Source organism: Dietzia timorensis (genome assembly GCF_001659785.1).
In the GTDB taxonomy this organism is placed as follows: domain Bacteria; phylum Actinomycetota; class Actinomycetes; order Mycobacteriales; family Mycobacteriaceae; genus Dietzia; species Dietzia timorensis.
Genome location: NZ_CP015961.1, coordinates 1,940,179 through 1,960,571, shown reverse-complemented (window position 1 = coordinate 1,960,571; position 20,393 = coordinate 1,940,179). Strand labels below are relative to the sequence as shown.

The window sequence follows — 20,393 nt, the reverse complement described above, 5'->3', positions numbered from 1 at the left end:
AAGCCACCGCCGCCAACATGCTCATAGACCAGAAATAAGGACTGACTGCGATGGCTAACCCGTTCAGCAAGGCGTGGAACTACCTCATGGCATTGTTCGATTCGAAAATCGAAGAACACGCCGATCCGAAAGTCCAGATCCAACAGGCTATTTCGGATGCCCAGCAGCAGCATCAGCAGCTTTCTCAGCAGGCCGCCGCAGTCATTTCGAACCAGCGCCAACTGGAGATGAAGCTCAAGCGCCAGCTGGAGGACATCGAAAAAATCCAGGGCAGCACCCGTCAGGCTCTCCAGATGGCCGACCAGGCGCGGGCCAATGGGGACGAGGCAAAGGCCGTGGAGTACGAGAATGCGGCCGAGGCCTTCGCGGCCCAGCTTGTCACGGCGGAGCAGAACGTCGAGGACATCAAGGTCCTCCACGATCAGTCCCTGCAGGCAGCCAGCCAGGCCAAGCGAGCGGTCGAACAGAACGCCATGCGCTTGCAGCAGAAGGTCGCGGAGCGGACGAAGCTTCTCAGCCAGCTCGAGCAGGCCAAGATGCAGGAGCAAGTCAGCGCGTCCCTGCGTTCGATGACGGACATGGCGGAGAACTCGTCGACGCCGAACCTAGACCAGGTCCGCGACAAGATCGAAAAGCGATACGCAGACGCGCTCGGAAGTGCGGAGCTCGCGGAGAACTCTGTGCAGGGCCGCATGGCCGAGGTCCAGCAGGCCTCGGTCCAGATGGCCGGTCACTCCCGCCTCGAGCAGATTCGCGCTTCGATGAAGTCGGACGCGGCCGGCCAGACGACGGCGGCTCCCGTTTCGGCGAACCCCGCAGCAGCCAATCCCGCTCAAACCGGCAACAACCCGGCTCAGGGCCAGGCCCAGCCGGAATAGCGCTTTCCGAGGTTTCACTTCTTCCAAATGGCAATGACGCTGAGCGATTTCAATTCGCTGACGCACGAGGTGTTCGGTTCATCGCGGGCCGACCACCTGTTGCGTACCCATGTCCTGACCGAACTCGGAGGACGCACTGCCGAACAGGCGATAGATGACGGCTTCGAACCCAAAGAGGTGTGGTTAACACTCTCGGCGGAATTCGAGGTGCCGGAAATCTACCGCTGAGCACGGAGGGGCATCGACGTAGTTATAAGTTCGAACACGCCGAACATAGTTCTTTGAATCGAACATACATTTGTCTATCGTGTGGTTAGAACACACGGGATAAAGAAGCGTCCCCATTTTGTCGGGGTCGGTTCGTAGAGTGTGGGCACGATAGAAAATCGCACACTATTCAGCGTGGAGGACGAACAATGGCTGCAAAGTCTCAAGCAAAGCCGGCAAGCCGCGAGCAGGCTTTGGACATGGCGCTCGCACAAATCGATAAGGCGTTCGGCAAGGGCTCGGTCATGCGCCTGGGCGATGACAATCGTCCCCCGGTAGACGCGATTCCGACCGGCGCACTATCGCTGGATGTGGCTCTCGGTGTCGGCGGGCTGCCTCGCGGCCGCGTCGTGGAAATCTACGGCCCCGAATCCTCGGGTAAGACGACTGTCGCACTGCACGCGGTTGCGAATGCGCAGGCCGGCGGCGGCATCGCAGCCTTTATCGACGCCGAGCACGCGCTCGATCCGGAATATGCCCGCAAGTTGGGTGTCGACACGGAGAACCTGATCGTCTCCCAGCCTGATACCGGTGAGCAGGCTTTGGAGATCGCGGACATGCTTGTTCGCTCCGGTTCCATTGACATGATCGTTATCGACTCCGTTGCCGCCCTCGTCCCGCGAGCAGAGATCGAGGGCGAGATGGGCGATAGCCACGTGGGTCTCCAGGCACGCCTTATGAGCCAGGCACTTCGTAAGATGACGGGCGCTCTTCACTCGACCGGAACCACAGCCATCTTTATTAACCAGCTGCGTGAGAAGATCGGTGTCATGTTCGGGTCCCCCGAGACGACGACCGGTGGTAAGGCCCTGAAGTTCTACGCCTCCGTTCGACTCGATGTTCGTCGCATCGAAACGCTCAAGGACGGTGCCGACGCGGTCGGAAACCGGACGCGAGTCAAAGTGGTCAAGAACAAGGTCGCGCCGCCCTTCAAGCAGGCCGAGTTCGACATTCTCTATGGCCAGGGGATTAGCCGAGAGGGCTCGCTCATTGACATGGGCGTTGAGCACGGAATCGTGAAGAAGTCCGGTTCCTGGTTCACCTACGACGGTGACCAGCTCGGCCAGGGCAAGGAAAACGTCCGCCGCTACCTCAAGGACAATCCGTCCGTACGCGACGAGGTCCAGGAGAAGATTCTGGCCAAACTCGGTTTCGGTGAGGAACCGGGGGAGGAGTCCCAGGTCCCGGCGGTCGAAGACGAAGATGCTCCGGTCGACGTGGTCCCGGTGGACTTCTAGGTAGATGACTGAGTCATCTCCGGTTCCTAGCTCCCTCGAGGAGCTGCAGGCCGCGATAGCGGCGATCGAGTCCCCTGCGCCGCTTCCGGAACTGCCTCCACTTTCGGAAGAAGGAAGTAAGGCCACCAAGGCTGCGCTGCGTCTACTGAAGTTCCGCGCGAGAAGCAGGCATGAACTGTACGGAAGACTCACCGAGAAGGAGTTTTCCGAGTCCGCCGTTGCGGAGGCGATGGAAAGAATCGACGCGTGGCAACTCCTTGATGATGCAGATTTCGCGCGCCAGTGGGTGGAGCAGCGTTCGGTCAGCAAAGGTACGACTCGGACGCTGCTTCGCCGGGAGCTTGAAGAAAAAGGCGTCGAATCTGCACAGATCGGCCAAGCTCTGGAAGCGGTTACGGAGGAGGACGAGCGGGCGCGTGCGCACGAACTCGTCGCGCAGCGAATCCAACGACGCGAGAATTCCGACTTGTCGACCATGGAGCAGCGCACGAAGGTCAAGCGTCGATTGGTGGCTTACTTACAGCGCCGGGGCTATTCATCCGGAGTAGCCCTGTCCGTGGTCAACAACGAGATAGCCAACGCCCGCCAATTTCTCTAGGTCTCGGTTCGCGCGTAATCTTATCTGGGTATACGACCACGATAGACAGGAGTGTCGGCGCAGGTGAGCGAGGTTCTTTTCGATAGACGCACCCGCGAGGCAGAGGGGAACGCCGCGGAGTCAGGTGTGGAACCGCTTCGCTATCAGATCCGTACGTTCGGCTGCCAGATGAACGTTCACGATTCCGAGCGGCTGTCGGGCGTCTTGGACGAGGCCGGGTACGTTCCTTTCGAAGGCGAAGCGGATGAGGACGCTGGTGTGTTGCCGGATCTCGTCGTCTTCAACACGTGCGCGGTGCGCGAAAACGCCGACAACCGCCTCTATGGAACGCTGGGCAACATGCGTCCGTGGAAGGACGTCAACCCTCGACTGCAAATCGCCGTAGGCGGTTGCCTGGCGCAGAAGGATAAGGACGTTGTCGTCGATCGGGCGCCGTGGGTAGACGTCGTCTTCGGTACCCACAATCTGGGCCATTTGCCGTCGCTTCTCGATCGCTCCCGGCACAACGACGAAGCAGCAGTCGAGATCGCCGATTCGCTGCAGCATTTTCCCTCGAACCTTCCGGCGAAGCGCGATTCGTCCTATGCCGGATGGGTTTCGGTGTCAGTCGGGTGCAACAACACCTGCACCTTCTGTATCGTCCCGTCTCTCCGTGGCAAGGAAGTCGACCGCCGGCCCGGCGAGGTTCTGGCCGAGGTGGAGGCGCTGGTGGCCGAAGGCGTTCTGGAAGTCACGCTCCTTGGGCAGAACGTCAACGCATACGGTCGGTCGTTTATCCACCCAGACGAGCCGGCAGATAAAGGTGCTTTCGGAGAACTCCTCCGTGCGTGTGGGCAGATCGAAGGACTCGAACGAGTCCGCTTCACGTCGCCGCACCCGGCAGAATTCACCGATGACGTCATTGCGGCGATGGCGGAGACGCCGAACGTGTGCCCGCAGCTTCACATGCCCCTTCAATCCGGATCGGACAGAGTTCTGCGTTCGATGCGTCGTTCATATCGACAGAAGAAGTTCCTGGGCATCATCGAGAAGGTACGCGCGTCGATCCCGGACGCTGCCATCACCACCGACATCATCGTCGGTTTCCCGGGGGAGACCGAGGAAGACTTCCAACAAACCCTCGAGGTAGTCGAGAAGAGCCGTTTCACCAGTGCGTTTACGTTCCAGTACTCGCCTCGTCCGGGCACTCCGGCGGCTGAGATGGAGGACCAGGTTCCCAAGGCCGTCGTGCAGGACCGTTACGACCGGCTTCTGGAGCTTCAGGAGCGCATCACCCTCGAAGAGAACCGAAAGATCGTCGGCCGCTGCGTTGAGCTGCTCATCGTTGATGACTCCGGTCGGAAGAACTCGTCCACGTCGCGCATGAGCGGCCGGGCTCGTGATGGGCGATTGGTCCATTTCGATCCCAAACCGGCCACCGCGGGCGCAATCGATCGTTCGCTGCGTCCTGGTGACATCATCGAGGTCGACGTGACCGCAGCGGCACCGCACCATCTTCTCGCGGACTCCGGGGTCCTCTCGCATCGCCGTACCAAGGCGGGTAATCATTATGAAGCCGGGGTAGTGCCCACGACCGAGCCGGTTGGAGTCGGACTCGGTCTGCCCACCATCCGATCCGGCGCGGAGTAAAGACAGCGTCCGCCGTTCGTTAGGTCTATCAGCACAGTCAGCAGGAAGTGACGGCAAGAGCCTTGAGTTACGAAGACAATCGGAAAGATCCGATCCAACAGGTTCGCACCACTTTGGAAGAGGCGAAACTGGAGTCCCGGGAGACCGATGCGTTCTGGGCAGGACGCGTGGAAGTCGGACGTCCGTTTCTCGTAGCGCTCGTGCTCATCGTCCTTCTCGCGGGTGTACAGCTTCTTCCACACAGCGAGGGCGTGAGCGGCCTCGACGTATTGTTCTGGACTCAGGCAGCGCAGGATCAGGAAATGTCGCTGCCCTCCCGCGTATTCGTCACCCTGTTTTCGGTCGGCGTGATCATCTTCGGTGCCGTCACCATCTTTACCCAACGCTGGTGGGCCGCGGGCATTGCTTGGTGCACCTCCTGTGTGTCAGCCGTATATGGCGTGTTGGCCATTTGGCTGCGGCAAGATGGGCGAGGCCCGAACCCGGACTTTCAGAACTATGGCGGCCCCGGAATCGGCCTGTATCTTTCAGAAGTACTCGTCATCTGCTTGGCGGTGACGTTCTCGATACTCCTGTGGTCGAAGTCCGAGAAGCAGATCGAAGCCGAGGAGCTCGTCCGGGAGGAAAGTCGAAAGCTCAAGGAAGCAACCGAACGGCAAAGGGAAAGCCACCGCACCGACGGTGAAGGCGACAACTCGGGTCTGTAGACGATCTCTTCCCCGGGTTTCTACAGTTTCGGCGCTCACGGAACGAGTTCGGCCCCGCCATCCGTACCACGGAGGCGGGGCCGAATTATTGGGATCGAACGCTCTTGGCTCCTAGCGGTCTTCGACCGCGGTTTCCGCAGCCTGCGCCCACTCGCGCCATTGCTCGGCCTGTGCGCGGAACTTATCCGCGTCTTTCCTCTTGCCGGCGGCCTCAGCTTTGGCCGCCTGATCCTCGAACGCGGTTACTCGGTCCCAGAACTGCCCTGCACGCGCCTTGACCTCCGGATCATTTCGTCGCCACTGCGACTGTTCCTCGGCGTCGACGCGCTTTTCGAGCTCGCGAATCCGACCCTCGAATTCGGATATTCGACTACGTGGGACCTTTCCCGCGGCCTCCCACCGTTCCTGAAGCTCACGAAGGGCGCGCTTGGCGGAATCTAGCCCCTGTGCGGGGTCGATCTTGGAGTCGTATTCCGCCAGCAGAGCCTCCTTGGCCTTCGCGTTCGACTCGAATTCGGCATCGCGTTCCGCCGCGGCCGCATGTCGCGCATCGAAGAACGTGTCCTGAGCCTTCTTGAAACGGCCCCACAGTTGATTATCGGCCTCCCGCGGAGCCCGACCCGCGGCCTTCCACTCGTCCATAAGCTGCCGGAAAGCACGTGCGGTGTCGTTCCAATCGGTGTTGTTGGCCATCTTTTCCGCTCGCACAACAAGCTCTTCCTTGGTGTTGCGAGCCGTGGCCCGATTCCTATCGAGTTCGGCAAAGTGGGAGCCGCGTCGACGGTTGAATGCCTCGCGAGCTTTGGAGAACCGTTTCCACAGCTCGTCGTCGGTCTTGCGGTCGATACCGCGAATCGTCTTCCATTCGTCGAGAATCACCTTGAGCCGGTCGCCCGCGACCTTCCACTGCGTAGAGGACTCACCGATTTGCTCGGCCTCCGAGGCAAGCTCTTCCTTGCGAGCGATCGCAGTTTCGCGGTGAGCAGCCTTGTCCTTGCGGACCTGTTCCTCGACCTGGGACGAGAATTCGATGATCGCATGAAGGCGAGTTTCCAGCCCCTCGAGGTCTCCGACTACCTTGGCCTCGGGGACGGTTTCCACGAGAGCCTTAGCGGCAGAGCGCGTCTTGCGCGCGTCGGACGGGTGCGTCTCGAGGCGCTGCTCGAGTAGCACCACCTCGGTGGCGAGATCGTCGAATCGCCGCCCGAAATGGTCGAGTGCCTCGTCGGCATTTCCGGCCTGCCAGGAGCCGACCTGGCGATCGCCGGCGCTCGTGCGCACCCAGACCGCGCCGTCGTCATCGACGTGTCCCCACTTCTTCGGGTCACTCTTGGGGGCCGTAGGTGCAGCGTGCGGATGAACGTGCCCCGCCGAACTCTTCGACGCTACGGCTGCAGGAGAAGGGACACCAGGCTTCGGAGCCGCCGGCTTCGGCCGTGAATTGGCTCTAACCTTTGAAGCCTCCGAAATCTTGTCGACGTCAGACATTGCTCTCCTTGTTCCACCGCGCGAAGCGGATCTCCGACCGCGGTATGCGGCTTCGCCACCAAAATGCGTGCGACAACAGTCTCACGACTTTCCAGCCAATATTGCCTTGCACGACGGTGTGTTCGCAGGAGTTTCCCTAGAAGTGGGCATCGCGTCAGAGCTGCGATCCTCACCCACACGTGCGGAAGCCCAATTCAACGCGGCCAAGCTCGCCCGACGGAGGTTTCCACAGCGCGGCTAGTAATCTGGACGGGTGGCATCACAACTCGTCCTCCTACCGGGCGCGCCGGTACTCGTACCCGAACTGTCGGGAGCGGCATGGACGGACGTCTCTACGCTTGTTGACGCCGGTGTGGGCATGCTTCAAGACGCCGTCGCCACCGCCGATCGCAGGATCCTCGTCGTCGCCCAGGGCCCCCAAACAACCGAGCTCGCCTACAGTGCGCATGATCTTCGTCGTTGGGGCGCGCCTTCGGTCGCTGTGGGCTCATCACGCTCCGAACGAGAGTTGAACGATCCTTCTGGGATCCCCGGTGCTGTCCTTATGGCCTGGTGGTGGATTGCGCGAGCGGGCCTCGACGTGGATGTGAAGACTATGACGGTCAGCGCCACGGCGAATGAACTCACGGGCTCGGTCCCATCGGTACTGCGCACGATCCATGCACATGACGGCGTGGTGATGCTCATGGCCGATGGGCCCGCAGCTCTGGCCCCGAAGGCGCCGATCCCACTCGACGAATCAGCGGTAGAGCTGGATAGGAAGCTGACGGCTTTCGTCCAAGGAGAAGACGAACTTCCGTTATTGCAGCAAGACGCAGCGACGTCGATCGGCTGGTATTCGCAACCGATGTGGACGCTCCTTTCCGACTTCGTGGCAGGAGAACCGCCGATATCGGCGTCGCACGCCGCTCCTTTCGGTGTCGGCTATCACACCGCTCGCTGGGCGATCTCCTCCGAGAGGGTAGACCCTCTTCTCCATACGTCAGGATCAAACGGCGTGCCACACGACGAAGAGTTGTCGCGGCCAATCGTCATCGTCGGACCCACGGGGACCGGCAAGTCAGATCTAGCGTTGAACCTTGCCGAGGAACTGGGCGGCCAGATCGTGAACCTCGACGCGATGCAACTCTACAAAGGTATGAATATCGGCACGGCAAAAGTGCCGCAATACGAGCGTCGAGGGATCCCGCACCATATGTTGGATGTACTCGACGTCAACGAGACCGCGTCGGTAGCCGACTATCAGCGCGATGCCCGCGACATCGTCGAACGCATCAGAGCCAGCGGACAGACGCCCATAGTCGTCGGCGGCTCGATGATGTACTACCAATCACTCATCGACGAATGGAATTTTCCAGAGACCGATCCGTCGGTCAGGGCGCGTTACGAATCCAGGCTCGAAGAGATCGGAGTCCAGGCGCTACACGCGGAGCTGGCCGCGAAGGACCCCGAAGCGGCCAAGACAATTCTCGACACCGATCCACGCCGAACGGTTCGCGCTCTAGAGGTCATCGAACTGACCGGGAAGCCCTTTGCCGCGTCCCGGCCCACCATCGGGAAACCTCGTTGGGACGCGCACATTTTTGCTCTCGACATGGAGACCAGCGAGCTCGATTCGAGGTTGGAGCAGCGCACGAGAAGGATGTTCGAGCAAGGCTTTATCGATGAGGTACGACACCTCGTTCCCAAGGGGCTCAGAGATGGAGTCACGGCGAAACGAGCGATCGGATATTTGCAGGTGCTCGAGCTCCTGGACGAATTCGGGGACAGCGAACCAACGGCGAGCGCCGTCGAGGACGCTCTCGATCAAACATTCATCGGCACACGCCGCTACGTTCGGCGCCAGCGCTCATGGTTCAGGCGGGACGCGCGGATCCGATGGTTGGACGCAAACGCGGATGCGACTGGGTCTCTTGTGGACCAGGCACTTCGAACAGTGAGGAAACGCTCGTGAGTACTCGGGAAACGGTGCAGTCGGTTACACGCGCTGCGGCGATCATCGAAGCGGTCGTGTCCGAGGGCGGGATAGTCTCGCTCAAGACCATCGCCGAAAAGACCGGACTAGCCGCGGCGACCGTCCACAGATTGGCTTCGACTCTTGTAGAGACCGGTCTGCTACGGCAAGCTCCTGGCCGCGAATATGTCCTTGCCCCGACTCTCATGTGGGCCGGTGGCGCAGCGCAATCGGTAACCAAGCGCTGGGCCGTGCCCATCCTGCAGCAAGTTGTCGATGCGACTGGGGAGACTGCCAACCTCGCCGCGCGAGAAGGCGACAAGATCGTCTATCTTGCTCAGGTGCCGAGCCCGTATTCGATGCGGATGTTCACCGAAGTAGGCAGGCGGGTCGATCTCCACTGCACCGCAGTTGGTAAAGCACTGTTGGCTAATCGGGAAGATTCCGAGGTGCGTAAACTATTGGCGCGGACAGGGATGCGCCGGTACACCTCTTCGACGATTACCTCTCCTGACGAATTTATCACCGAACTCGATACCGCGCGAAAGAATGGTTTCGCCGGCGATGAATCCGAACAGGAAGAAGGCGTGCGATGCGTGGCGGTATCCCACGGTTCTGGGCGTTCTGCGATCGCGATATCGGTGTCAGGCCCGGAGGCGCGGTTCACCTACGACAAGCGTGAGGGCGCCGCTCAAACGATTGCCTCGGCCATTGCCGCGAGTCCGTTTCTTCCGCCGGACTGACCGGGGCGTCGCTTACTCTCGAACACGACGAAGCGCCCCGGAGAATCGCCATGGTGGACGATAGCTCGCGGGGCGCTGTGCCGCTCTGGTCACCAGCCGTTACTAGCCAAGCGCAGCGGTGTTGTTCGCGCCGTGCTTCGCCTTGAACTCGCGGCGTCGTGCATGCAGAATCGGCTCGGTGTAGCCGGAGGGCTGCTCGCCGCCCTTGAGAATCAGGTCACGAGCGGCGTTGAAGGCCACGGAGTCCTCGAAGTTCGGGGCCATGGGGTAGTAGTTCGGATCCCCCTCGTTCTGCCCGTCGACCAGCTGCGCCATGCGCTTGAGCTCCTCGATAAGGAACTCCTCGGTGATAACGCCGTGGCGCAGCCAGTTCGCGAGCATCTGGCTCGAGATTCGAAGCGTTGCGCGGTCCTCCATGAGGTTGACGTCATGGATATCCGGCACCTTGGAACAGCCGATTCCCTGGTCGATCCAACGAACGACGTAGCCGAGAATCGATTGGCAGGAGTTGTCGACTTCCTGCTTCTTTTCTTCCTCGGTCCAATCGGCAGACGGGGCCAACGGCAGCTCGAGGATGTCCTCGGGCTTGACGCGGCGTCCCGCGGAGCTCAGCTGCTCCTGGACCTCGAGGACGTTCACGCGGTGGTAGTGCGTGGCGTGCAGCGAGGCACCGGTGGGCGAGGGAACCCAAGCCGTGTTCGCTCCGGCCTTCGGCTGGCCGATCTTCTGCTCGAGCATTTCGGCCATGAGGTCGGTCTTGGCCCACATACCCTTACCGATTTGGGCGCGACCACGGAGTCCTGCGGCGAGCCCCTCGTCGACATTGTAGTTCTCGTACGCGGACATCCACGCCGCCGAGCGCATATCGCCCTTGCGGACCATGGGTCCGGCCTCCATCGAGGTATGGATCTCGTCGCCGGTGCGGTCGAGGAAGCCGGTGTTGATGAACACACAGCGAGTGTTTGCGGCCGCGATGGCGCGGGACAGGTTGGCCGAGGTGCGGCGCTCCTCATCCATGACGCCCATCTTGATGGTGTTCTCGGGCAGATCGAGGAGCTTCTCGACGCGGCCGAAGATCTCCGAGGTGAACGCGACCTCGTCAGGGCCGTGTTGCTTCGGCTTGACGATGTAGATCGAGCCAGAACGGGAGTTGCGGTGCGTATTGCCCTCGGCGATGCCGTGCAGCCCGCACAGCGAGGTGACAATGGCATCCATGATGCCCTCGGGGAGCTCATTGCCCTCGGCGTCGAGGATGGCCGGGTTCGTCATGAGGTGACCGACGTTGCGCACGAGCAGCATGGAACGTCCGTGAAGATTGAGCTCTCCGCCGTCAGGCGTGGTGTAGGTGCGGTCGTCGTTGAGGACACGCGTGATCGTCTTGCCGCCTTTTTCGAGCTTGTGGGCGAGGTCTCCGCGCATCAGGCCGAGCCAGTTGCGGTAGCCGTGCACCTTGTCCTCGCCGTCGACGGCGGCGATGGAGTCCTCAAAGTCCATGATCGTAGACACGGCGGACTCGACGACAACGTCGGAGATGCCGGCCGAATCGGATTCGCCTGACGGGGTCGAAGCATCGAAGACGATGTCGATGTGGAGCCCGTTGTTGACGAGAAGCACGTTGGTCGGGGACGCCGCGTCGCCGAGGTAACCGGCGAGCTTGTCCGGATCCGCCAGGCCCGTGGTCGAATCGTCCGCGAGGGTGACCTCCAGCTTGCCGTCCACGATGGCGAAGGATTTAGCGCCGACGTAGCTTCCCGATGCGAGCGGCACGACGTCGTCGAGAAATTCACGGACCCAGGCGATGACCTTGTCACCGCGGACCTTGTTGTATCCCTTGCCCTTTTCTGCGCCGCCATCCTCGGGGATGGCGTCCGTGCCGTACAGAGCGTCGTAGAGCGAGCCCCAGCGTGCGTTCGCCGCATTGAGGGCGAAGCGAGCATTGAGGATCGGCACGACGAGCTGCGGCCCGGCAATCGTAGCCAGCTCCGCATCGACGTTCTCGGTCGTGACCTTGGCGTTGTCGTCCTGGGGGAGGAGGTAGCCGATCTCGCGAAGGTAATCGAGGTACTTGTCCTGGTCGACTGCGCCCGGGTACTCGCGGTGCCAGTTGTCGAGCTTGGCCTGGAATTCCTCGCGGATATCGAGCAGTTCGCGGTTGCGCGGAGCGAGGTCGGTGAAGATCTCGGACACGCCCTGCCAGAACGAGTCGGCGTCGAGGCCGGTTCCGGTAATGGCCTCGTTGTTGACGAAGTCGTAGAGGACCTTGTCGATCTGGATATTGCCGACGGTAATGCGCTCAGTCATGTGCGCTGACCTCCCTGTAATTAGTGGGTTGGATCGCGATGTTCCTACCGCCGAGTTTAATTCGCGAGCTCTAGAGCATGGTAGGTCAGGTTCCGCATTGCGGAATTACTTTGGCCAGGCATTATCATCACGAATATGACGAGTTTCGACCCGAAAGCTATAGCATCGGCAGGCGCGACAGACGACGCGCGGGAGATCAAATTTCTCAAAGGCCACGGGACTGAGAACGATTTCGTGGTCGTTCTTGACGAGTCCGCGTCGCTACGGCTTTCCGAGGTATCGATTCGTTCGATCACGAACCGTCGTTCGGGCATCGGGGGCGATGGAATCCTCCGGGTCGCGCGGGCCGGCGACCTGCACGCGGCAGGAGAACTTGATGCCATTCCCGGTGGTGTCGACGCTGGCGATTGGTTCATGGACTACCGCAACGCCGATGGCAGCATCGCCGAAATGTGCGGTAACGGCGTACGCGTATTCGCGCATGCCCTGGTTGCCACGGGGCTCGCCGACGCCGGGGAGATCCGGGTGGGCACGCGTGCCGGACTTCGTCCCGCCACGGTCAGCGACGTGACCGCCGAATCGGCAACGGTATCGGTGTCGATGGGTGTTCCCGAGGTCCTCGGCGTCTCGACGGTCTCCTTCGAAGGTCACACGTTCGCAGGTTTGGCGGTGGACGTCGGGAACCCGCACGTCGCTGCGATAGTTCCACGTATGACGCCGGAGTCCCTCGCCACCTTGCCTGTCGATGTCTCGCCGAGCTTCGACGAGGGCTTCTTCCCGAATGGCGTCAACGTGGAGATCTCCACTCCGCTGGTCGACGGCGAGGTGACGATGCGCGTGCATGAACGTGGTGCAGGAGAGACCCGCTCATGTGGAACCGGCATCGTGGCCACCGCGATCGCGGCGCTCGCCGACGCAGAGCAGAATGACGGCACTGTGGTCGTCAACGTCCCGGGGGGCCGGGTTCAGGTCGAAATCGTCGACGGCCACGCGCAGATGACGGGACCTTCGCGCCTCGTCGCTCTCGGAACTCTCGGTGAACATTTGTTGAAGGCGGATGACGTGCGAGAATAGACCTCGTATGACGAACCCTTTGCACTCTGATCATGACCCGTCCACCGGCGAACTCCAGTTGGAGGAACGCTCGTCTCTCCGGCGCGTTGTCGGCCTGTCCACCGAACTACAGGACATTAACGACGCGGAGTACCGTCAGCTACGCCTCGAGCGTGTCGTCCTCGTTGGTGTATGGACCGAAGGGTCCTCCGCGGAGGCCGATTCCGCGATGGCAGAACTGGGCGCGCTAGCAGAGACTGCAGGCTCGATGGTGCTTGATGCGGTGATCCAGCGCAGGGACAAGCCTGACGCCGCCACATACATCGGCTCCGGGAAGGTCAAAGAGCTCCGCGAGATCGTCGACGCCACGGGCGCCGATACCGTGATCTGCGATGGTGAACTCACACCGGGCCAGTTGATCGCGCTCGAGAAGGCGGTCAACGTCAAGGTGATCGATCGAACGGCGTTGATCCTGGATATCTTCGCTCAGCATGCGACGTCTCGCGAAGGTAAGGCCCAGGTATCGCTCGCGCAGATGGAGTACATGCTTCCGAGGCTTCGCGGCTGGGGTGAGGCGCTCTCACGTCAGGCCGGCGGTCGCGCGGGGTCCAATGGCGGCGTGGGGCTTCGCGGTCCCGGTGAGACGAAGATCGAAACTGATCGTCGTCGAATCCGTGAGCGCATGGCCAAAGTCCGCCGCGAAATTCGAGGAATGAAACAGGCCCGGCTCACCAAGCGCCACCGCCGGCGGGCTACGCCGGTGCCGTCCATCGCTGTTGCCGGATACACGAACGCGGGGAAGTCCAGTCTCGTTAACGCGATTACCGGCGCCGGGGTGTTGGTGGAGGACGCCCTCTTCGCGACACTGGATCCGACGACACGGCGGGCTGAACTTCCCGACGGACGGGCTGTGGTGTTGACCGACACCGTCGGTTTCGTCCGGCACCTCCCGACTCAGCTTGTCGAGGCATTCCGCTCCACGCTCGAAGAGGTGGTCGACTCGGAGTTACTTGTGCACGTCGTCGATGGCTCCCACGCGTTTCCTATGGCGCAGATCGATGCCGTCCGCGCCGTGATTCGCGACGTTGTGGCCGAACAGAACGCTGAGCAGCCGACGGAACTGCTCGTCATCAACAAGATCGACGCCGCAGACCCGCTGGTCCTTGCCGAGTTGCGCGCGGTGTTCAAGGATGCGGCGTTCGTTTCCGCGACATCGGGCGAGGGGATCGAGGCGCTCCGACATACGCTGGCCGAGTACATTGCCGAAACCGACGTCACGGTGACGCTGGAAATTCCCTACTCCCGTGGTGAGATCGTCTCCCGCGTGCACTCCGAGGGTGCAGTCGTGCACGAGGAGTATTCGGACCAGGGAACGGTGGTTACCGTTCGTCTTCCGGAATCGGTGGCAGGCGAATTGGAGGAGTTCCGCCGCTAGATACGGCGGAACACAATGATTACCTTGCCGAGAATCGTGGCGTAATTACCCGGGATCGGTCTGAAGGCTTCGTTGGAGGGAACCAGCCACACGCCGCCCGATGATTTGTCCAGCGTTTTCACGGTGGCCTCGCCGTCAATCATCGCGGCGACGATGTCGCCGTTCTCTGCCACCTGCTGCCGTCGGACGACGACGTAGTCACCATCAAGGATGCCTGCGTCCCGCATCGACTCGCCGACGACCTTGAGAATAAAGGTTTCGCCCGATCCGACAAGTTCTTCGGGCAAAGGAAATACAGCTTCGATTTCTTGCTCCGCGAGGATCGGTCCGCCCGCGGCAATACGTCCGACGACCGGAACGAAAGCGGGATGCGAGGCGCCACGTGGCAGCTGAGCGCGACGTGAGGGCTGGCGTGACGAACTAGGCGAGCGCACATCGACCGCGCGAGGCTTATGCGCATCCCGAATGAGGTACCCCTTCTTCTCGAGAGCGCGAAGCTGATAGGCCACCGACGACGTCGACTGCAGACCGACGGAGTCGCCGATCTCGCGAATGCTCGGCGGATAGCCGTGCTCCTCGATCGCGTCATTGATGACGGTCATGATCATTCGCTGCCGATCGGTCAGCTCTTCCTTTGCGGTGCGTGCCATGCCGGGTTCCTCACTGGGTAGCTCGAGCGGGCCACTTTCGAACATTGGGCCGGTGTGCGTGTAGCTTCATTCGATAGCATACCGTTCGAATCGTAATTCCGACATACACGTGTTCGATCCGCGTGTTGCTTTCGCGGTTTGGGCTTGAATGCAGGTCAAGGAACCACGAGACCCCAAACAGGGGTAATTCCTCCGGCCACGAAGAGCTTTCGTCGGCGAAATTGTCGGACCCGTTTCGTAGAACTAAGACACGAACAAAAGCGGCACAGATTTTCGAAACGCCGCATCAGACGAAGTGTGGTCCGAAAGGAATGGGAAATGACTATTCACATGGAACGGCCCAGTGTGCCCGAGGAATTGACCGCCGATCGCCAGAACGTCCGTAACTCCGGCCTTGCCGTCAAAGGTTTCAAGCAGGTCGCAGATGAACGTAGCCGTATCGACAACACGACCGTTGCGGCCCTTCGCGATCATGGTCTCCGAAGCCGGTCGGGTACCAAGGCGGAACGGTTCGAACGACTTTCTGTGGGGCGCGATGCAGGGCGCCGCTTCGACCGCTACACATCTGTGGCGAAGCGGGGAGCTTCTGAGCGGTATCTTTTCTCGAGTGCCAATTTCGATCGCATGGCACCAGATGTCTGCATACCGACCAGTGCACGCGGCAGGGACTCAGTTCGGCGCGAAGCGGTCGATTTCCGGGCGCCAACGCAGCGGTCGATCGAGCGTATGCAGACTATTACCGCTGCCGCACTGGGCGTCATCGCCGGCTTCGTTCTCTTCCTGTTTCTCTTGTACGCGAGTTAGAAGAAGCGTCTGCTCGCTGCATTGGGGATGGGACGGATGCCGTGTACTGCGAACCGAGGGGATTGAAGTTACGGGAGTCAGCTCGCCCCAACATCTAGTGGTGAGTATCGGATTAAAGCACCCGGGCGTACCATAGGTTGTAGCCGAGACGGCAGAGACCGTCGTCGTGGAGCTACGAGGAGTCCCGAGATGTTTTGCCCTATGTGCCACAAGGCGGATTCGCGAGTCATTGATTCACGAACGGCCGATGAAGGCCTTGCGATCCGCCGGCGAAGAGAATGCACATCTTGCGGTCATCGATACACCACCATGGAAGCTCCGGTGCTCATGGTGAGTAAGCGCAGCGGCGTCACCGAGCCGTTCAGTCGGGACAAGGTCATTCGCGGAGTCCGTCGTGCATGCCAGGGAAGAGACATTACCTCCGACGATCTGCACATGCTCGCGCATCGGGTCGAACTGGCCGTGCGTGCACAGGGCGTGTCGGAGGTACCGGCGCATGAAGTGGGGCTTGCCATTCTTGAGCCACTGCGCGACCTCGATGAAGTCGGGTATCTGCGGTTCGCTTCCGTCTACAAATCGTTTGAGTCTGCGGACGATTTCGAAAAGGAGATCTCGCTACTGCGGAACGACCGGCCCGTTCGCTCCTGACAGCCGTGACTCTAGTTGTCCGCGGCGTACGGGCGTTCTGGGGCTAGGGAGAGTGTAGACCACGGATTGCCTGCCTGATCTTCTTCTCCGATATCGACCCGGCAGTACCCAATTGCTGCGTATATACGCTTACCCGATATTCAGCCAGGGACCAGCGAAGCTCCCTAGATTGCCGTGAGCCACCCTTTCGATGCGATAGCGCACTGCACGCCTCTTCGACTTCGTCTTCGATCCCGATAACGCGCGCGCGAAGGGCATCGTATTTTGGTGGGTTGTCGACAGCCAACTGGATTCGTGCGTCGATGGACCTCATGTGGCGCTCAAGGTGTTCAAGCCGGCCCCGCGCGTGACGCGCCAGGAATCCACGCCCTACGAGAAACTCGACCTCGGCACGTATCTCGTCGCCAAGCTCATTTTCCCGCATCGACATGAGGGAACGCTGCACATCGAGAAGTACCGCTAGAGCTGGCAATACCTGTGTAATCATACGGGCAACGCCACCAGGAACCTCGGACCTTGCTGCATCCCGTATCTCAGCGAAGCCCGAGGCGGTCAGTGGAGCGCCTCCGTTCGAGGCCAGTATGCGGCCGATCATGACAACGACAGCGTCGGCAACCAATGCATCGATGCCGCCGTACGGGTATTGCGTCAGTGCCAGCCGCTGGGCCGGGGGACGGCCCTTGAGTAGCTGAGTTGTCGATACCAGTCCCGGGCGCAACATCTCGATCACGGCACGAGTCATTGCCGCCGAACGCTTCTGCGGAGTCGTGCACACCGTCTTGTGAATGCCGTCCGATTCGACGACCAGAGCCGGGTACGCGACGGCACGGACGCCACCGATGTCGCGGGACACCTCGTCGGGAAGATCGCCGATAGACTCGGCCGTCCATTCGCGGAACGGCCCGTCGTCGTCAACAAGCGAATTGACGAGTTGATCCTGGGACCGCGCCGAAAGTTCTTTTTGCAGCGCGGTGAGCGAATAGCCCGAGGACACGGGGTCGCCGTCGGCGCCGATGACCTCGAACCTCATACGCAGATGGTTGGGCAAAGCCTCCGGATGGAACTCCGAGGCCGGAATGGTGGTCCCCACCCGTGCCGAAAGCGCTTCGCCGACGGACACCGCGAGCGGAGCCTTTCGTGGCGTGATGTCCTCGACGAGGAGATCAGCGAACGAGGCGGCCGGCGCCGCAAGGCGGCGGTACATCTTGGGCAATGTGCGGATGAGCTCGGTATAGAGCTCCGCCCGAAGCCCCGGCACGAGCCATTCGAAACCCGCTGGGCGCACGCGGGCGAGCTGCGCCAACGAAATCTTCACCACGACGCCGTCAGTCTCGGACCGTGGATCGTAGGTGTAATCGAGGTCGAACGTGAGATCGCCCTGTTTCCACTGCGGCGGGAAATCTGCCTCCGAGGGCACCGTGCCGGCGCCGCGCACGTCGCTTTCCGAGAGAGTGAGGGCGGCCTTCTCGTCCTCGCTTGCGGACTTGATCCACGAATCGAAATGACGCCCCGATACGACGGATTCCGGAACCCGGTGAAGATACCAGCTGACGAGCTGTTCGTCGTCGATCACGACGTCGGCGCGGCGAGCACGCGTCTGTAGCTCGCGGGCACGTTCCACGAGTTCCCTGTTGGCACGGACCTCAGTGGATTTGCTCGTCCAATCCCCATCGACGAGCCCATGCCTGACGAAGAGCTCCCGTGCCAGTTGCGGGTCCACGCGGGACAGAAGAATCCGGCGCCCCTCAACGACGGGCAGTCCCAGCAGCGTGACCTTCTCGTACGCCATCGCCGCACCCTGTTTGGACGACCAGTGAGGCTCGGAATAGTTTCGCTTCACCATGTGCTCGGCAAGCGGCTCGACCCACATCGGATCGATTCGGGCGACGTCGCGGGCGAACAGTCGGGAAGTCTCCACGAGCTCGGACGCCATGATCCATTTCGGCGGCTTCTTCGCGACTGAGGACGAAGGGTGGATCAGGAATGAGATGCCGCGAGGTCCGGCGAACTCCCTGGTCTCCTCCTTCCGAGCGCCGATCGATGATAGGAGCCCGGCCAGAAGAGAGCGATGCACGTCGTCATCGGAAGCGGTGAGCGAACCCGCGTGCCATCCGTGCTCGCGGCACACCGTGGTGAGCTGGCGGTTGAGATCTTGCCACTCGCGGATACGGAGCCAGTGCAGATACTCGGCCTTGCACATTTTCCGAAACGCACTGCCGGAAAGTTCGGCCCTCTGCTCGACGACGTAACGCCAGACGTTGAGGTATCCGAGGAAATCGGAGGTCTTGTCCCGGAAGCGGCTATGCATCGCAGCCGCTTTATCGCGTTCTTCGGCGGGCCGTTCGCGCACATCTCCGACAGTCAGCGCCGAGACGACGACGATGACTTCGGCGAGCGCGCCGTTGTCGCGGCCGGCCAGAAGCATCCGCGCCAGGCGAGGGTCGAGCGGGAGCGCCGCGATCTCGCGACCTCGTTTGGTGAGCGACGGCGCCCCACCGTTGGACGTGCGCAGCGCGCCGAGTTCGTCGAGCAGCGACAGGCCGTCTTTGATCGCCTTGGAATCGGGCGGGTCGACAAACGGAAAAGACGCGATCTCGCCGAGCCCTAGGTCGGCCATCTGCAAGATGACCGAGGCGAGGTTCGTCCGCAGGATCTCAGGGTCGGTGAACTCGGGCCGGGAATCGAAATCCTCCTCCGAATACAGGCGGATGCACACGCCCTCGGTCACGCGGCCGGAACGCCCCTTACGCTGATTCGCCGATGCCTGCGACACGGGCTCGATCGGCAGTCGCTGCACCTTCGTTCGCGTGGAGTACCGCGAAATACGGGCCAGACCCGTGTCGATCACGTAGTGGATACCCGGAACGGTGACGGAGGTCTCCGCAATATTCGTGGCCAGCACCACGCGCCGCTTCGAATGCTTACGAAAGGCCTTGTTCTGCTCGGCCGCACTGAGGCGAGAGAACAGGGGGAAGACCTCGAGATCGCGGAAACGGCGCCCCTTGATGGCCTCCTCTGCGTCTCGGATCTCCTGTTCGCCGGACAGGAATACGAGAATGTCTCCCGAGCCTTCGCCGAGAAGCTCCGCCACCGCCGAACAGAGCGCGTCCATGGGGTCGACGTCGACGGTACGGTCGTCGAATTCCTGGACAAGCGGGCGGTACCGTACTTCGACCGGGTACGTGCGCCCGGAGACCTCGATGATGGGGGCCGGTCGGCCGTCCGCGCCGGCGAAGTGCTCGGCGAACCGCTCGGGATCGATGGTCGCGGACGTGATGATGAGCTTGAGATCCGGGCGCTTGGGCAGGATCGACGCGAGGTAGCCGAGGAGGAAATCGATGTTGAGGCTACGTTCGTGAGCCTCGTCGATGATGATCGTGTCGTAGGCGCGCAGGAGCCGGTCACGCCTGATCTCGTTGAGGAGAAGGCCATCTGTGAGTAGCTTGATCGCGGTGTTGCTACCGGCGCGGTTATCAAAGCGAACGGCGTACCCGACCTCGTCCCCGAGTTCGACGTCGAGTTCCTCGGCAATGCGCGCGGCCACCGAGCGTGCGGCGAGCCTGCGCGGCTGCGTGTGCCCGATAGCGCCGCGGACGCCGCGACCGAGCTCAAGGCAGATCTTGGGAATCTGGGTGGTCTTACCCGAACCCGTTTCGCCCGCGATGATGACGACCTGATTGTTGCTGATCGCATCGGCGATATCGTCGCGCCGGGCGGATACCGGCAATGACTCCGGATACGAAACCGTGGGAAGGGTCTCCCTTCGCCGTCGAAGCTCGTCTGAGGCGGCATCGATCTCTTTGCCAATGGCGTCTAACTCGTCGGCCGCGGACGCCTTGCCGATACGGCGCGAAAGACGATGCTCTTCGAGAAGCGTGACCTTAGACAGTTCGGCCCGAAGCGCCGAACGTTTGGCATCGAGTTCTGGGTTGCGCGGGGCATTGCCGGAAGGCCGGCGTCGTTGCGAGGAGCGGCGAGATTTTGCGGGCATGACCTCGCA

At 61.6% G+C, this 20,393-nt stretch carries 16 protein-coding genes; 12 read left to right on the top strand and 4 right to left on the bottom strand.

All coding sequences use genetic code 11. From position 1 onward, the window contains the following. Positions 1-50: 50 nt before the first annotated feature. The 6 genes from BJL86_RS08955 (at position 51) to BJL86_RS08930 (ending at position 5,317) form a co-directional block, all read left to right on the top strand. The gene (locus BJL86_RS08955; RefSeq protein WP_067470921.1) at positions 51-878 is read left to right on the top strand and encodes a PspA/IM30 family protein; all 828 of its coding nucleotides are present in this window, start codon (positions 51-53) and stop codon (positions 876-878) included. 27 nt (positions 879-905) lie between these two features. Further along, the gene (locus BJL86_RS08950; protein WP_414836048.1) at positions 906-1,106 is read left to right on the top strand and encodes a DUF3046 domain-containing protein; all 201 of its coding nucleotides are present in this window, start codon (positions 906-908) and stop codon (positions 1,104-1,106) included. A 188-nt stretch (positions 1,107-1,294) separates the two neighbouring features. Beyond that, complete coding sequence (gene recA, locus BJL86_RS08945; protein ID WP_067470925.1) at positions 1,295-2,383, top strand: recombinase RecA; 1,089 nt, start codon at positions 1,295-1,297, stop codon at positions 2,381-2,383. Between the two features lie 4 nt (positions 2,384-2,387). Next, positions 2,388-2,981, top strand: a complete 594-nt coding sequence (locus BJL86_RS08940; RefSeq protein WP_067470927.1) for a regulatory protein RecX — start codon at positions 2,388-2,390, stop codon at positions 2,979-2,981. A 126-nt stretch (positions 2,982-3,107) separates the two neighbouring features. Continuing rightward, the gene (miaB, locus tag BJL86_RS08935; RefSeq protein ID WP_067471298.1) at positions 3,108-4,610 is read left to right on the top strand and encodes a tRNA (N6-isopentenyl adenosine(37)-C2)-methylthiotransferase MiaB; all 1,503 of its coding nucleotides are present in this window, start codon (positions 3,108-3,110) and stop codon (positions 4,608-4,610) included. A 62-nt stretch (positions 4,611-4,672) separates the two neighbouring features. Beyond that, positions 4,673-5,317, top strand: a complete 645-nt coding sequence (locus BJL86_RS08930) for an Rv2732c family membrane protein (protein ID WP_067470929.1) — start codon at positions 4,673-4,675, stop codon at positions 5,315-5,317. A 111-nt stretch (positions 5,318-5,428) separates the two neighbouring features. On the opposite strand, the gene BJL86_RS08925 is transcribed toward BJL86_RS08930, so the two are convergent. Next, entirely contained in the window at positions 5,429-6,805 is a 1,377-nt protein-coding gene (locus BJL86_RS08925) for a DUF349 domain-containing protein (RefSeq protein ID WP_067470931.1), read from the bottom strand. A gap of 1,015 nt (positions 6,806-7,820) precedes the next feature. On the opposite strand from BJL86_RS08925, the gene miaA reads away from it, so the two are divergent. Together miaA and BJL86_RS08915 are read left to right on the top strand one after the other, a co-directional pair. Continuing rightward, positions 7,821-8,759 (top strand): tRNA (adenosine(37)-N6)-dimethylallyltransferase MiaA, encoded by a 939-nt coding sequence (gene miaA / locus BJL86_RS08920; protein ID WP_067471299.1) that lies wholly within the window; start codon positions 7,821-7,823, stop codon positions 8,757-8,759. After that, positions 8,756-9,502 carry an IclR family transcriptional regulator gene (locus BJL86_RS08915; RefSeq protein ID WP_075844926.1) on the top strand — a complete coding sequence of 249 codons (747 nt, stop codon included), beginning with the start codon at positions 8,756-8,758 and terminating at the stop codon, positions 9,500-9,502. Before miaA ends, BJL86_RS08915 begins: the two co-directional genes overlap by 4 nt. A 102-nt stretch (positions 9,503-9,604) precedes the next feature. On the opposite strand, the gene BJL86_RS08910 is transcribed toward BJL86_RS08915, so the two are convergent. Next, positions 9,605-11,803: a malate synthase G gene (locus tag BJL86_RS08910; protein WP_067470933.1), complete on the bottom strand. Its 2,199-nt coding sequence runs from the start codon at positions 11,801-11,803 to the stop codon at positions 9,605-9,607. 195 nt (positions 11,804-11,998) lie between these two features. Between BJL86_RS08910 and dapF the strand changes: the two genes are divergently transcribed. Then, positions 11,999-12,877, top strand: coding sequence for a diaminopimelate epimerase (gene dapF / locus BJL86_RS08905; RefSeq protein ID WP_067471301.1), 879 nt, complete (start codon positions 11,999-12,001; stop codon positions 12,875-12,877). Between the two features lie 19 nt (positions 12,878-12,896). Then, positions 12,897-14,291 (top strand): GTPase HflX, encoded by a 1,395-nt coding sequence (hflX, locus tag BJL86_RS08900; protein WP_331710362.1) that lies wholly within the window; start codon positions 12,897-12,899, stop codon positions 14,289-14,291. Here the strand turns inward: hflX and lexA are convergent. Further along, the gene (gene lexA / locus BJL86_RS08895; RefSeq protein ID WP_197487503.1) at positions 14,288-14,986 is read right to left on the bottom strand and encodes a transcriptional repressor LexA; all 699 of its coding nucleotides are present in this window, start codon (positions 14,984-14,986) and stop codon (positions 14,288-14,290) included. The genes hflX and lexA overlap by 4 nt on opposite strands. Before the next feature lie 273 nt (positions 14,987-15,259). Between lexA and BJL86_RS08890 the strand changes: the two genes are divergently transcribed. Both BJL86_RS08890 and nrdR read left to right on the top strand, forming a co-directional pair. After that, complete coding sequence (locus tag BJL86_RS08890) at positions 15,260-15,745, top strand: hypothetical protein (protein ID WP_156515168.1); 486 nt, start codon at positions 15,260-15,262, stop codon at positions 15,743-15,745. A 189-nt stretch (positions 15,746-15,934) separates the two neighbouring features. Next, entirely contained in the window at positions 15,935-16,393 is a 459-nt protein-coding gene (nrdR, locus tag BJL86_RS08885) for a transcriptional regulator NrdR (protein ID WP_067470940.1), read from the top strand. Positions 16,394-16,436: 43 nt separating this feature from the next. Here the strand turns inward: nrdR and hrpA are convergent, their stop codons facing one another. Further along, complete coding sequence (gene hrpA / locus BJL86_RS08880) at positions 16,437-20,384, bottom strand: ATP-dependent RNA helicase HrpA (RefSeq protein WP_082908267.1); 3,948 nt, start codon at positions 20,382-20,384, stop codon at positions 16,437-16,439. Between the last annotated feature and the right edge of the window lie 9 nt (positions 20,385-20,393).